Origin of the sequence: Cupriavidus sp. D384, assembly GCF_001652915.1 — a bacterium.
In the GTDB taxonomy this organism is placed as follows: domain Bacteria; phylum Pseudomonadota; class Gammaproteobacteria; order Burkholderiales; family Burkholderiaceae; genus Cupriavidus.
Genome location: NZ_BBQI01000009.1, coordinates 314,224 through 327,780, shown reverse-complemented (window position 1 = coordinate 327,780; position 13,557 = coordinate 314,224). Strand labels below are relative to the sequence as shown.

Here is a 13,557-nt window from a genome sequence, read left to right as displayed (position 1 = left end):
TCATGACCCCTACCGAAACGCCGGGGACCACCGCCCTGCGCCATCGCACCGTGTTGCTGGACGAGGCCGTCGACGCGCTCGTCTGGCGGCCCGACGGCGCCTACGTGGACGGCACCTTCGGAAGAGGCGGTCACAGCCGTGCCGTGCTGGCGCGGCTGGGGCCGGCCGGCAGCCTGGTCGCGTTCGACAAGGATCCGGCAGCAATCGCAGAAGCGGGCACCATCAAGGATGCCCGCTTCTCCATTGAGCATGCGAGCTTTGCGGAGATGGGCGAACGGCTGGCCGGCCGCCCGCCCGTGGCTGGCGTGCTGCTCGACCTGGGCATCAGCTCGCCCCAGATCGACGAGGCGGCGAGGGGATTTTCCTTTCGTTTCGAGGGCCCGCTGGACATGCGCATGGACACCACGCGCGGCGTCACTGCCGCCGAGTGGCTTGCACAGGCGGACGAGCAGGACATTGCCAGGGTGATACGAGACTATGGGGAAGAACGGTTTGCTGTACAGATTGCAAAGGCGATTGTTGCTCGCCGGAGCGAACCCGGCGATGGCGGACCAGTCGCCACTACTTCAGAGCTTGCCGCGCTCGTGGCGAAAACCGTCAAGACACGTGAGAAGGGTCAGGACCCTGCGACCCGCACCTTTCAAGCTCTACGGATTCACGTCAATCAAGAGCTTGCGGACCTCGAAAGAGGCCTGAAGGCGGCGTACGAGCTGCTGCAGGTCGGAGGCCGCCTCGTGGTGATCAGCTTTCACTCGCTCGAGGACCGCATCGTCAAGCGGTTCATGCAGGCGCACGCCCATCCGGATCGCGATGCCGACCCGGCGCTGCGCCGTGCACCGCTGCGTGCGGCCGACCTGCCGCAGCCGACGATGAAGCTGCTGGGCCGCTTCAAGCCCGGCGCCCAGGAAGTGTCCGATAACCCGCGGGCTCGCTCGGCCGTGATGCGCGTGGCGGAGAAACTCGGAGGCCAGTCGGCATGAACCGTCTGACCTTCTTCCTGCTGGCCGCGCTGATGCTGTGCGCGCTGTCGCTCGTGAGCGCGCAGCATCAGGCCCGCACGCTGTTTGTGGCGCTGGAGCGCGCACAGTCAGAGGAAAAGCAGCTCGACATCGACTGGTCGCGCCTGCAGTACCAGCAGAGTTCGCTCAGCAAGAGCGCACGCATTGCCGATTCGGCGCGTGCGCAGCTCAAGATGGCGCCGGCCATGGCCGGACGTACCCAATACCTGCAGGGCGTGGTGCTGCCTGATACCCCGCCCGACGCCCAGCAACCCGCTGGGGGAGCCGCCAAATGAGCCTGGCCCGCCCGAGCCTGAACCGCGCCCGCGCCGGCAACAAGTCGCGTGGCGAAGCCGCGCGTCCGCGCACCGGACAGTTCTCGGCCAGCCCGGTGCTGGGCTTGCGCCTGCCGATGTGGCGCTCGAAGTTCGTGGTGTTCCTGATGTTCGCCGCGTTCCTGGCGCTGGCCGCGCGCGCGATGTGGATCCAGGGCCCGGGCAACCAGTTCTACGAGATGGAGGGCAAGAAGCGCTTCCAGCGTACGCTGGAGCTGCCCGCCACGCGCGGCAAGATCCTGGACCGGAATGGCCTGGTGCTGGCCACCAGCCTGCCGGTCAAGGCGATCTGGGCGGTGCCCGAGGACGTGCCCGATCTCGATCCGCAGCGCATGCGCCAGCTGGCCAAGCTGCTGGACATGTCCGAGAAGGACCTGCGCGCCAAATTCAACGAAGACAAGAGCTTTGTCTACCTGAAGCGCCAGGTGCTGCCCGATGCCGCCGACAAGATCGCCGCGCTGAAGATCGAAGGCGTGCACCAGACCCGCGAGTACAAGCGCTTCTACCCGGAAGGCGAGGCGATGGCGCACATCGTCGGCTTCACCAACGTCGAGGACAAGGGCCAGGAAGGCGTGGAACTGGCCCGCGAAGGCGTGCTGGCCGGCAGCCCCGGCGCACGCCAGGTGATCAAGGACCGCCTGGGCCGCGTGGTGGAGGATGTCGGCATCCTGAAGACGCCGCGCGACGGCCAGGACATGCAGCTGTCGATCGACGCCAAGATCCAGTACCTGGCCTACAACGAGGTGAAGGCGGTGGTGGAGCGCAACAAGGCCAAGGCCGCCAGCGCCGTGGTGCTCGACGCCCAGACCGGCGAGGTGCTGGCGCTGGCCAACTGGCCCACGTACAACCCCAACGACCGCAGCCGCCTGTCGGGCGAGCAGCTGCGTAACCGCGTGCTGACCGACACCTTCGAGCCGGGCTCGATGATGAAGCCGATCACCATCGGCCTGGCGCTGCAGCTGGGCCGCGTGACGCCGGCCACGACGGTGGTCACGACCGGCAAGTTCAATTTCGAAGGCGCCACGATCTCCGATACCCACAACTACGGCACGCTCACGGTGGGCGGCGTGATCCAGAAGTCGAGCAACATCGGCACGACCAAGATCGCGATGATGATGAAGCCGCAGGAGATGTGGGACATGTTCACCAGCGTCGGCCTGGGCCAGGCGCCGAAGCTCGGCTTCCCGGGCGCGGTGGCCGGCCGCGTGCGGCCGTGGAAGAGCTGGCGCCCGATCGAGCAGGCCACCATGTCCTACGGCTACGGCCTGTCGGTGTCGCTGTTCCAGGTGGCGCATGCCTATACGATCTTTGCTCACGACGGCGAGCTGATCCCGGTGTCGATGTTCAAGACCAATGGCCCCGTGACCGGCGAACGCATCCTGACGCCGCAGATCGCGCGTGAAGTGCGGGGCATGCTGGAAACCGTGACCGCCCCGGGCGGTACCGCGCCGGAAGCCCAGGTGATGGGCTATCGCGTGGGCGGCAAGACCGGTACCGCGTACAAGCACGTGGGCCGCGGCTATGACCGCAGCAAGTACCGCGCGTCGTTCATCGGCCTGGCGCCGATGTCCAACCCGCGCGTGATCGTGGCGGTCAGCGTCGACGAACCGACCGCCGGCAGCCACTACGGCGGTGCCGTGGCGGGCCCGGTCTTCTCGGCAATCACCGGCGGCGCGCTGCGCTCGCTGAATGTGCAGCCCGATTCGCCGATCCGGCAGCTGATGGTCACCGACAAGGTCCAGGAAAGCGAACCACCCTGGAGCGCCACGCCATGACGGCCAAGCCGCTGCTCCCGATCGAGGTGTCCACTCAGGCCAGCAACGCGCTGGCCTGGCTGCATTCGCACGCGCCAGCCGGTGCAAGGCTGACCGGCGACACCCGCCGCCTGCAGCCGGGCGATGTGTTCTTTGCCTATGTGCTGGGCAACGAGCGCCTGGCGACCGATGGCCGTCCGCATATCGACAAGGCCATCGCCGCCGGTGCGTCGGCCGTGATCTACGAGGCCGATGGCTTCGACTGGCCGCACGGCGACACCGTCCCGCACCTGCCCATGTCGCAACTGCACTGGCTGGCCGGCCCGATCGCGGCCGGCTGGTATGGCATCGGCGCGCGCAACCTGGCGGTGACCGGCATTACCGGCACCAACGGCAAGACATCGTGCGCGCAGTGGCTGGCGCGCCTGCTGCAGGCGGCCGGTACCCCGTGCGCGACGATCGGCACGCTGGGCACGGGCTTCCCCGATGCACTCCGGATCACCGGTTTCACCACGCCCGACGCCGTGCAGCTCCAGGCCAGCCTGGCGGAGCTGAGCGATGCCGGTGCGCGCGCCATCGCCATGGAAGTGTCGTCGCACGGCCTGGAGCAGGGCCGCGTGGCCGGCACCGGGTTTGGCGTGGCGGTGCTGACCAACCTGACGCAGGACCACCTCGACTACCACGGCACGATGGCCGAGTACGAGGCGGCCAAGGCCATGCTGTTCCAATGGGACGGCCTGCGCACCGCAGTGATCAACCGCGACGACGCCATGGGCGGCCGCCTGCTGGCGGGCAATGCTGCCGCCGTCAGCGCGCCACAGGTGATCGAATATGGCATCGATGGCAAGGCCGGCGCCACGGCGGCACGCGGCCAGTGGCTGCGCGCGACCGATGTGCGGGCCACGGCCTCGGGCACGGCGTTCCATGTCGATGGCAGCTTCGGCAGTGCCGATGTGACCACGCCGATGATCGGCGCCTTCAACGTCAGCAACCTGCTGGCCGTGCTGGGCGCCGCACTGGCGCAGGGCGTGGCCTGGGATGCCGCCATTGCCGCACTACGCAGCCTGACGCCGGTCGATGGCCGCGTGGAACTGTTCGGCGGCCACGACGCGCCGCTGGCCGTGGTCGACTACGCCCACACACCCGACGCGCTGGTGCAGACGCTGACCGCGCTGCGCCCGGTGGCCGATGCCCGCCAGGGCCGGCTCTGGTGCGTGTTCGGCTGCGGCGGCGACCGCGACGCCACCAAGCGCCCGCTGATGGGCGGCGTGGCCGAGCGCCTGGCCGACGATGTGGTGCTGACCAGCGACAACCCGCGCAGCGAAGATCCGCTCGACATCCTCGAGCAGATCGCCGACGGCATGCAGGACCGCAGCCGCGTGCGGCTGATCGAAGACCGCGCCGCGGCCATTCTTTACGCAATCAAGCACGCCGCCCCGGCCGACGTGGTGCTCGTGGCCGGCAAGGGTCATGAAGCCACGCAGGAGATCCAGGGCCGCAAGCGGCCGTTCTCGGACCGCGAACATGTACGCCTGACCCTGGGCACGCGGGGGGTGTCGGCATGAACGGACACCAGATGACGAATTTGCAGCAAGCCGCCGGCTGGATGGCCGGCGCACGTATTTCCGGCGATGCCACGCGCACGTTTGCGCGCGTGCATACCGACAGCCGTACCGTACAGCCGGGCGATCTGTTCGTGGCGCTCAAGGGCGACCGCTTCGACGCCCATGACTTCCTGCCCGATGTGGTGGCGCGCGGCGCCGCCGCCGTGCTGGTGAGCCGCGAGATCGACCTCGACGTGCCGGCGCTGATCGTGCCGGACACGCGCATCGGCCTGGGCGAACTCGGTGCCGGCTGGCGCCGCCAGTTCACGCCGCCGACGGTGGCCGTGACCGGCAGCAACGGCAAGACCACGGTCAAGGAAATGATTGCGGCAATCTTTGTCGCGGCCGTGGGCGAGGACGACCGGCTGGCGACGGGCGGCAACCTGAACAACGATATCGGCCTGCCGCTGACGGTGCTGCGCCTGCGCGCGCACCACAAGCTGGCGGTGCTGGAACTGGGCATGAACCACCCGGGCGAGACGGTCTACCTGGCCGGCATCGCCCAGCCGACCGTGGCCGTGATCACCAACGCCCAGCGCGAGCACCAGGAGTTCATGGTCAGCGTGGAAGCGGTGGCGCACGAGCACGCCAGCGCCATCGCCGCGCTGCCGGCCGATGGCGTGGCCGTGTTCCCGGTGGATGCCGAAAGCGGCGGCGAACATGCCGCGAACTGGCGCCAGGCTGCTGGCAAGCGCCGCGTGCTGGCGTTCGGCACCGATGCATCGGCCGATGTGCGCGCGACGGTGACGCTCGAAGACGGCGTGCAGGTGCTGCACGTGACGGCGCCAGGACAGACCTTCGACCTGCGGCTGCAGCTGCTGGGCGCGCACAACGTGCGCAACGCGCTGGCGGCAACGGCATGCGCGCTGGCGGCCGGCGTGGCGGTGGACGCGATCCAGCGCGGCATCGCGGGCTTCTCGGCCGTGAAGGGCCGCCTGCAGGTCAAGCACACGCCGGCCGGCACGGTGGTCATCGACGATACGTACAACGCGAATCCCGATTCCATGCGCGCCGCCATCGACGTGCTGGCCGGGTTTGCGGCCCCGCGCTTGCTGGTGCTGGGCGACATGGGCGAAGTGGGCGACCAGGGTCCGGCGTTCCACACCGAGATCGGCGCCTACGCACGTGAGCGCGGCATCGAGACGATGTGGACGCTGGGCGAGCTGGCCCCGCATGCCGTGCAGGCATACGGCCCGGGCGCGCGCCATTTTGCCGGTGCGGAAGACCTGGTGCAGGCACTGAAGGAAGACAGGGAGGGCGTGGTGGCTGGTGCAGCCGCCGTGCTCGTGAAGGGATCGCGCTTCATGCGCATGGAACGGATGGTCGATGCGCTTGTCGCATCACCTTCCGCTCACTAAGAAAGAAAGACGATGTTATTGGCACTGGCCCAGTGGCTGCAAAACGATTACAGCTTCCTGCGGGTCGTTAACTACCTGACCTTCCGCGCGGTGATGGCCAACCTCACCGCGCTGGTGATCGGCCTCGGTTTCGGGCCGTGGGTCATCCGTCGCCTGACCGAACTGAAGATCGGCCAGGCCGTGCGTACCATCGGCCCGCAGACGCACCTGGTGAAATCCGGCACGCCCACCATGGGCGGCGTGCTGGTGCTGATCTCGATCTGCGTGTCGACGCTGCTGTGGTGCGACTGGGGCAACCGCTTTATCTGGGTGGTGCTGCTGGTTACGCTGGGCTACGGCGCGGTGGGCTGGGTCGACGACTACCGCAAGGTGGTGTATCGCGACCCGCGCGGCATGTCGAGCCGCGAGAAATTCTTCTGGCAGACGCTGATCGGCCTGGTAGCCGCCGTGTATCTGGCGTTCTCGGTGACCGAGGCCAGCAACGTGCGGGTCTGGAGCCTGTTCCTGAGCTGGATCGAAGGCGGCATGTTCGCCGACGTGCCGTACAAGACCAACCTGATCGTCCCGTTCTTCAAGGAAATCAGCTACCCGCTGGGCGTCACCGGCTTCATCGTGCTGACGTACCTGGTGATCGTGGGCTCCAGCAATGCGGTGAACCTGACCGATGGCCTGGACGGCCTGGTGATCATGCCCGTGGTGCTGGTGGGCGGCGGCCTGGGCGTGTTCGCCTATGTGATGGGCAACGCGGTCTACAGCAAGTACCTGCTGTTCCCGCATATCCCGGGGGCCGGCGAACTGCTGATCTTCTGCTCGGCGATGGCCGGTGCGGGCCTGGCCTTCCTCTGGTTCAACGCGCACCCGGCGCGCGTGTTCATGGGCGATGTCGGCGCGCTGGCTCTGGGCGGCGCGCTGGGCACCATCGCCGTGATCGTGCGCCAGGAAATCGTGCTGTTCGTGATGGGCGGCATCTTCGTGGTGGAAACGCTGTCGGTGATGCTGCAGGTCACGTGGTTCAAGTTCACCAAGAAGCGCTATGGCGAAGGCCGGCGCCTGTTCCGCATGGCGCCGCTGCACCACCACTTCGAACTGAGTGGCTGGAAAGAGACGCAGGTCACCGTGCGGTTCTGGATCATCACGATGCTGCTGGTGCTGATCGGTCTGTCGACGCTGAAGCTGCGCTGAGACGTCCCCGAAAAACTGAAGCTCTCTATATAAAGACAGGAAATCGAAGTGTTCGGCGTGTTGCAGAAACCTCATGTGCTGGTACTTGGCCTCGGTGAATCGGGGCTGGCCATGTCACGCTGGTGCGGCCTGAACGGCTGCCGCGTGCGCGTGGCCGACACACGCGAGGCACCCGCCAACCTTGCCTTCCTGCAGGCCGAGCTGACCGCGGCGCAGTTCGTGGGCGGCCCGTTCGCCGAAAGCCTGCTCGACGATATCGGCCTGGTGGCGATCAGCCCGGGCCTGTCACCGCTGGAAGCCGGAACGAAGGCGCTGCTCGATGCCGCCCAGGCGCGCGGCATCCCGGTCTGGGGCGAGATCGAGCTGTTCGCCCAGGCGCTGGGTTACCTGGAAGCCACGTCGGACTATGCGCCGCGCGTGCTGGCCATCACCGGCACCAACGGCAAGACCACGACCACGGCACTGACCGGCCGCCTGATCGAACGCGCGGGCAAGACGGTGGGTGTGGCCGGCAACATCAGCCCGTCGGCGCTGGACAAGCTGTCGGCCTGCATCGCCAGCGCCACGCTGCCCGATGTCTGGGTGCTGGAGCTGTCGAGCTTCCAGCTGGAATACACGTTCTCGCTGGCGCCGCACGCGGCGACGGTACTCAATGTCACGCAGGACCACCTGGACTGGCACGGCAGCATGGAAGCCTACGCCGCCGCCAAGGCCCGCATCTTCGGCCCGGCCGGCAAGGGCTGCGTGCAGGTGCTGAACCGCCAGGACAAGCTGACGCTGGACATGGCCCGCCCGGGTGCCAAGCCGGTGACCTTCGGCACCGACCTGCCGGAAACCGCGGGCAGCTACGGTGTGCTGCGCGACGGCGGCATGCCGTGGCTGATCGTGGCCGAGCCCGATCAGGAAGCCGATGCGGAGCAAAAGCCGCGCCGCCGCAAGAAGGACGGGGTGGCCGAGGAAGCCGTGCCGGTGCGCCACAAGCGCCTGATGCCGGCCGACGCCCTGCATATCCGCGGCCTGCACAACGCCACCAACGCCATGGCGGCGCTGGCGCTGTGCCGCGCCATCGACCTGCCGCTGAACGCACTGCTGCATGGCCTGCGCGAGTATCGCGGCGAGCCGCACCGCGTGGAGTGGGTTGCCACCATTGATGAGGTCGAGTACTTCGACGACAGCAAGGGCACCAATGTGGGCGCCACCGTGGCCGCGCTGAACGGGCTGGACAAGCGCGTGGTGCTGATCGCCGGTGGCGAAGGCAAGGGCCAGGACTTCTCGCCCCTGGCCGCGCCGGTGACGCAATATGCACGCGCCGTGGTGCTGATCGGCAAGGACGCCGGCGCCATCCGCGACGCGCTGGCTGCCACAGGTACGCAGATCGTTGACGCCGCCTCGCTGGAAGAGGCCGTCGAGAAATCGGCGGGGCTGGCCGAGTCGGGCGATGTCGTATTGCTGTCGCCAGCCTGTGCCAGCCTCGACATGTTCCGCAATTACGTGCATCGCGCGCAGGTGTTCCGCGGCGCGGTGGAAGAACTGGCCCTGTCCCGGGGGATCATGCCATGAGCGACTCGCAGGTCAAGCGCAGCGGATTCATTGGCGCCACCATCGGCAGTGCCTGGGGTGGCCTGCGTGACGCGGTGTCGGGCGTCAAGCCGACCCGTTCGCGCATGATGGAGTACGACCAGCCCCTGCTCTGGGTGGCTATCGTGCTGCTGACGTTCGGCCTGGTGATGGTCTATTCGGCATCGATCGCGCTGCCCGACTCACCGCGCTACGCCAACTACCGCGAGGTGCATTTCCTGGTGCGCCATGCGTTCGCGCTGTTCATCGGCCTGTCGGTGGGGCTGGCGGCGTTCCAGGTGCCGGTCAAGGTGTGGGACAAGTACGCGCCCAAGCTGTTCATCATCGCGCTGGTGCTGCTGGTGCTGGTGCTGGTGCCGTTTGTGGGCAAGGGCGTGAACGGTGCGCGGCGCTGGATTCCACTGGGCGTCATGAACTTCCAGCCGTCGGAACTGATGAAGCTGGCCGTGGTGCTGTACGCGGCCAACTACACGGTGCGCAAGCAGGAATGGATGCAGACGGTCAGCAAGGGCTTCCTGCCGATGGGCGTGGCCGTGGTGGTGGTGGGCATGCTGCTGCTGCTGGAGCCCGACATGGGCGCGTTCCTGGTGATCGCGGCCGTCGCCATGGGCATCCTGTTCCTGGGCGGCATCAACGGCAAGCTGTTTGCCGGGCTGGTGGGCGTGGCCGTTGGTGCGTTCGCGCTGCTGATCACGGCATCGCCGTGGCGGCGCGAGCGGATCTTTGCCTACCTGAACCCGTGGGAGGAGAGCAACGCGCTGGGCAAGGCGTATCAGCTCACGCACTCGCTGATCGCCTTTGGCCGTGGCGAATGGACCGGCGTGGGGCTGGGCGGCAGCATCGAGAAGCTGCACTACCTGCCCGAAGCGCATACCGACTTCATCCTGGCGGTGATCGGCGAGGAATTCGGCTTTATCGGCGTGCTGGTGATGATCGTGCTGTTCTACTGGCTGGTGCGCCGGTGCTTCAACATTGGCCGCACGGCGCTGCAGCTCGACCGCACGTTTGCCGGGCTGGTGGCGAAGGGCATCGGCGTCTGGGTCGGCTGGCAGACCTTCATCAACATGGGTGTGAACCTGGGCCTGCTGCCCACCAAGGGGCTGACGCTGCCGCTGGTGAGCTACGGCGGTTCGGGCATCTTGATGAACTGCGTGGCGCTGGCGATTGTCCTGCGGATTGATTATGAGAATCGCGTTCTGATGCGCGGAGGAAAGGTATGACCGCGTATCGCATCGCCAGGGGTATCGCATGACCGACCGCACCCTTCTCGTCATGGCTGGCGGCACCGGGGGCCACGTGTTCCCGGGGCTGGCGGTCGCGCGCGCCTTGCGCGACGAGGGCTGGCGTGTGGTCTGGCTGGGCAATCGCTCGGGCATGGAAGCCACGCTGGTGCCCCGGCACGACATCCCGATGGAGTACATCCAGTTTGGCGGGCTGCGCGGCAAGGGGCTGCTGACCAAGCTGCTGCTGCCGCTGAACCTGCTGCGCGCGTTCTGGCAAAGCATCGGCGCGCTGCGCCGCGTGAAGCCCGACGTGGTGCTGGGCATGGGCGGCTACATCACGTTCCCGGCCGGGATGATGGCGTCGCTGCTGGGTCGGCCGCTGGTGCTGCACGAGCAGAACTCCATCGCCGGACTGGCGAACAAGGTGCTGGCCAAGGTGGCGGATCGCGTGCTGTGCGCGTTCCCGGACGCGTTGCCGGACAGCGAATGGACCGGCAACCCGGTGCGCGCGGAACTGGCGGCGATCCCGGAACCGGAGTCGCGCTACGACCATCGCACCGGCCCGCTGCGCATCCTGGTGGTGGGCGGCAGCCTGGGCGCGGCGGCGCTGAACGACGTCGTGCCGAAGGCGCTGGCCTTGCTGCCAGAGGCCACCCGGCCGACGGTGAGGCACCAGGCCGGGGCCAAACAGATCGACCAGCTGCGCGCGAACTACGTGGCGGCGGGCGTGGCGGGCGAGACCGTGCCATTTATCGACGACATGGCGGCGGCCTATGCCGACGCCGACCTGGTCATCTGCCGCGCTGGCGCGATGACGGTCTCGGAAGTGGCGGCCGCCGGCGTGGCCGCGCTGTTCGTGCCGTTCCCGCACGCGGTGGACGACCACCAGACCACCAACGCCAGGTTCCTGTCGAAGCAGGGCGCGGCGTTGCTGGTGCAACAGAACGCATTGACCGCGGAGGGCCTGGCACAAACGATCGCCGGGCTGGACCGCGGCCAGTTGAAGGACATGGCGCGCGCTGCGCGCAGCCTGGCCAAGCCTGAGGCAACCCGGCGAGTCGCCGAGATCTGCCGTCAGATGGCAGGCGAAAAATGAAACGGAAGCAATGAAGCATATCGTCAAGAACATCCACTTCGTAGGAATCGGCGGGGCCGGCATGAGCGGCATCGCGGAGGTCCTGCTGAACCTGGGCTACAAGGTCTCGGGCTCCGACATGGGCAGCAACGCTGCCACGCGGCGCCTGGCCTCGCTCGGCGCGCGCGTGTGCCACGGCCATGATGCCGCCAACGTGGAAGGCGCCAATGCCGTGGTCGTGTCGACGGCCGTGACCAACGACAACCCCGAAGTGCTGGCCGCCCGCGCCAAGCGCATTCCCGTGGTGCCGCGCGCCGTGATGCTGGCCGAACTGATGCGCCTGAAGCAGGGCGTCGCCATTGCCGGGACGCACGGCAAGACCACCACCACCAGCCTGGTGGCGTCGGTGCTGGCCGAGGGCGGGCTCGATCCGACCTTCGTGATCGGCGGCCGCCTGAATTCGGCCGGCGCCAACGCGCGCCTGGGCACCGGTGACTTCATCGTGGCCGAGGCCGACGAGTCGGACGCATCGTTCCTGAACCTGTTCCCGGTGATGGAAGTCATCACCAATATCGACGCCGACCACATGGACACGTACGGGCACGACTTTGCCCGTCTGAAGCAGGCGTTTGTGGAATTTACCCAGCGCCTGCCGTTCTACGGCATTGCCGTGCTGTGCGTGGATGACCCGAACGTGCGCGAGATCATGCCGTTCGTATCCAAGCCCGTGGTGCGCTACGGCTTTGCCGAGGACGCCCAGATCCGCGCCATCAACGCCCGCGCGGTGGACGGCCAGATGCATTTCACGGTGCTGCGCCAGCTCAATGGCCACGCCGAACCGCCGCTGGACGTGGTGCTGAACCTGCCCGGCCTGCACAACGTGCAGAACGCGCTGGCCGCCATCGCCATCGCCACCGAACTGGAGGTGCCGGACGCCGCCATCGTCAAGGCGCTGCGCGAATTCCACGGGGTGGGCCGCCGCTTCCAGCGCTACGGCGAGGTTGCCACGCCCGACGGCGCCGGCACGTTCACGCTGGTGGACGACTATGGTCACCACCCGGTGGAAATGGCCGCCACGCTGGCCGCCGCACGCGGCGCGTTCCCGGATCGCAGGCTGGTGCTGGCCTTCCAGCCGCACCGGTTCACGCGGACGCGCGACTGCTTCGAGGATTTCGTGAAGGTGCTTGGCACCGTTGATGCGCTGCTGCTGGCCGAGGTGTATGCCGCCGGCGAGGCGCCCATCGTGGCCGCCGACGGCCGTGCACTGACCCGCGCGCTGCGGGTTGCCAACAAGGTGGAACCCGTTTTTGTGGAACAGATCGAAGACATGCCCCAGTCGATCCTGGATGCAGTGCGACCTGGCGATGTGGTCGTAACCATGGGTGCCGGCACGATCGGTGGCGTACCGGGACAGCTGGTGTCGCACCAGGCGGGAGGTCAGCAATGAGCTTCGTGGCCCATCCCAATATCGATCCGAAGTCGCTGGGCAAGGTTGGCGTGCTGCTGGGCGGCCGTTCGGCCGAGCGCGAGATCTCGCTGATGTCCGGCAACGGCGTGCTGGCGGCACTGAAGTCGCGCGGCGTGGACGCCCATGCCTTCGATCCTGCCCTGCAGTCCGTGGCCGAGCTGGCAGCCGCCGGGTTCGACCGCGTCTTTATCGCGCTGCACGGCCGTTACGGCGAGGACGGCACGATGCAGGGCCTGCTGGAGCAGCTGGGCGTGCCTTACACGGGCAGCGGCGTGCTGGCGTCGGCGCTGGCCATGGACAAGCAGGCCACCAAGCGCCTGTGGATGACGCACGGCCTGGCCACCCCGCGCTTTGCGATGTTGTACGCCAATACCGATTTCGACGCCGTGGTGCGGGATCTGGGCCTGCCGCTGATCGTCAAGCCGGCGCGCGAAGGGTCGTCGATCGGCCTGACCAAGGTCACCGAAGCCGGCCAGATGCGCGAGGCGTTCGAGAAGGCGGCGGGGCTCGATGCGGACGTTATCGCCGAGACTTTCATCGATGGCGACGAGCTGACCTGCCCTGTGGTGGGAGAGGGCGCAACGGCCGAAGCGCTGCCTGTTATCAAGATTGTCGCGCCCGAGTCGAACTACGACTATCAAAATAAGTACTTTACTGACGTTACCCAATACCTGTGCCCGTCAACTTTGCCGGAAGCGCTGGAGAACGAAGTACGGGCTTTGGCCGTCGAAGCGTTTCGCGTGCTGGGTTGCCGTGGCTGGGCCCGCGCCGACGTGATGCTGACCCGCGACGGCCGCCCGCACCTGCTCGAAATGAACACGTCGCCCGGCATGACCGGCCATTCGCTCGTGCCGATGGCGGCGCGGGCGGCTGGCATCAGCTACGAGGATTTCGTGATGCAGGTGCTGGCCGCCGCCACGCTGGACCTGCATCCGAACGAGCACTGGAAACCCGAATAACCGCAACACCAACCGGCTGACTG

11 protein-coding genes are annotated in these 13,557 nt (G+C 67.5%); all 11 read left to right on the top strand.

Annotated elements, in window-relative coordinates:
- Positions 1 to 2 precede the first annotated feature (2 nt).
- The 11 genes from rsmH to A9J21_RS04825 are packed head-to-tail and all read left to right on the top strand — an operon-like array spanning position 3 to position 13,534.
- On the top strand, positions 3 to 980 hold the full coding sequence (gene rsmH, locus A9J21_RS04875; RefSeq protein WP_066732443.1) for a 16S rRNA (cytosine(1402)-N(4))-methyltransferase RsmH: 978 nt from the start codon (positions 3 to 5) through the stop codon (positions 978 to 980).
- Complete coding sequence (ftsL, locus tag A9J21_RS04870) at positions 977 to 1,294, top strand: cell division protein FtsL (RefSeq protein ID WP_066732441.1); 318 nt, start codon at positions 977 to 979, stop codon at positions 1,292 to 1,294. Before rsmH ends, ftsL begins: the two co-directional genes overlap by 4 nt.
- Positions 1,291 to 3,108, top strand: coding sequence for a penicillin-binding protein 2 (locus A9J21_RS04865; RefSeq protein WP_066732440.1), 1,818 nt, complete (start codon positions 1,291 to 1,293; stop codon positions 3,106 to 3,108). Before ftsL ends, A9J21_RS04865 begins: the two co-directional genes overlap by 4 nt.
- Positions 3,105 to 4,652 (top strand): UDP-N-acetylmuramoyl-L-alanyl-D-glutamate--2,6-diaminopimelate ligase, encoded by a 1,548-nt coding sequence (locus A9J21_RS04860; RefSeq protein ID WP_066732439.1) that lies wholly within the window; start codon positions 3,105 to 3,107, stop codon positions 4,650 to 4,652. Before A9J21_RS04865 ends, A9J21_RS04860 begins: the two co-directional genes overlap by 4 nt.
- Positions 4,649 to 6,049 (top strand): UDP-N-acetylmuramoyl-tripeptide--D-alanyl-D-alanine ligase, encoded by a 1,401-nt coding sequence (gene murF, locus A9J21_RS04855; RefSeq protein ID WP_066732437.1) that lies wholly within the window; start codon positions 4,649 to 4,651, stop codon positions 6,047 to 6,049. The genes A9J21_RS04860 and murF overlap by 4 nt, the downstream gene beginning before the upstream one ends.
- A 12-nt stretch (positions 6,050 to 6,061) precedes the next feature.
- Positions 6,062 to 7,231 (top strand): phospho-N-acetylmuramoyl-pentapeptide-transferase, encoded by a 1,170-nt coding sequence (mraY, locus tag A9J21_RS04850; RefSeq protein ID WP_066732432.1) that lies wholly within the window; start codon positions 6,062 to 6,064, stop codon positions 7,229 to 7,231.
- A gap of 48 nt (positions 7,232 to 7,279) precedes the next feature.
- Positions 7,280 to 8,791 carry a UDP-N-acetylmuramoyl-L-alanine--D-glutamate ligase gene (gene murD / locus A9J21_RS04845; protein ID WP_066732430.1) on the top strand — a complete coding sequence of 504 codons (1,512 nt, stop codon included), beginning with the start codon at positions 7,280 to 7,282 and terminating at the stop codon, positions 8,789 to 8,791.
- Positions 8,788 to 10,029 carry a putative lipid II flippase FtsW gene (gene ftsW, locus A9J21_RS04840; RefSeq protein ID WP_066732428.1) on the top strand — a complete coding sequence of 414 codons (1,242 nt, stop codon included), beginning with the start codon at positions 8,788 to 8,790 and terminating at the stop codon, positions 10,027 to 10,029. Before murD ends, ftsW begins: the two co-directional genes overlap by 4 nt.
- Before the next feature lie 28 nt (positions 10,030 to 10,057).
- Positions 10,058 to 11,128, top strand: a complete 1,071-nt coding sequence (gene murG / locus A9J21_RS04835) for an undecaprenyldiphospho-muramoylpentapeptide beta-N-acetylglucosaminyltransferase (RefSeq protein ID WP_066732427.1) — start codon at positions 10,058 to 10,060, stop codon at positions 11,126 to 11,128.
- A 10-nt stretch (positions 11,129 to 11,138) separates the two neighbouring features.
- The gene (gene murC, locus A9J21_RS04830; protein ID WP_066732421.1) at positions 11,139 to 12,554 is read left to right on the top strand and encodes a UDP-N-acetylmuramate--L-alanine ligase; all 1,416 of its coding nucleotides are present in this window, start codon (positions 11,139 to 11,141) and stop codon (positions 12,552 to 12,554) included.
- Positions 12,551 to 13,534 carry a D-alanine--D-alanine ligase gene (locus A9J21_RS04825; protein WP_066732419.1) on the top strand — a complete coding sequence of 328 codons (984 nt, stop codon included), beginning with the start codon at positions 12,551 to 12,553 and terminating at the stop codon, positions 13,532 to 13,534. Before murC ends, A9J21_RS04825 begins: the two co-directional genes overlap by 4 nt.
- The last annotated feature ends 23 nt before the right edge of the window (positions 13,535 to 13,557 follow it).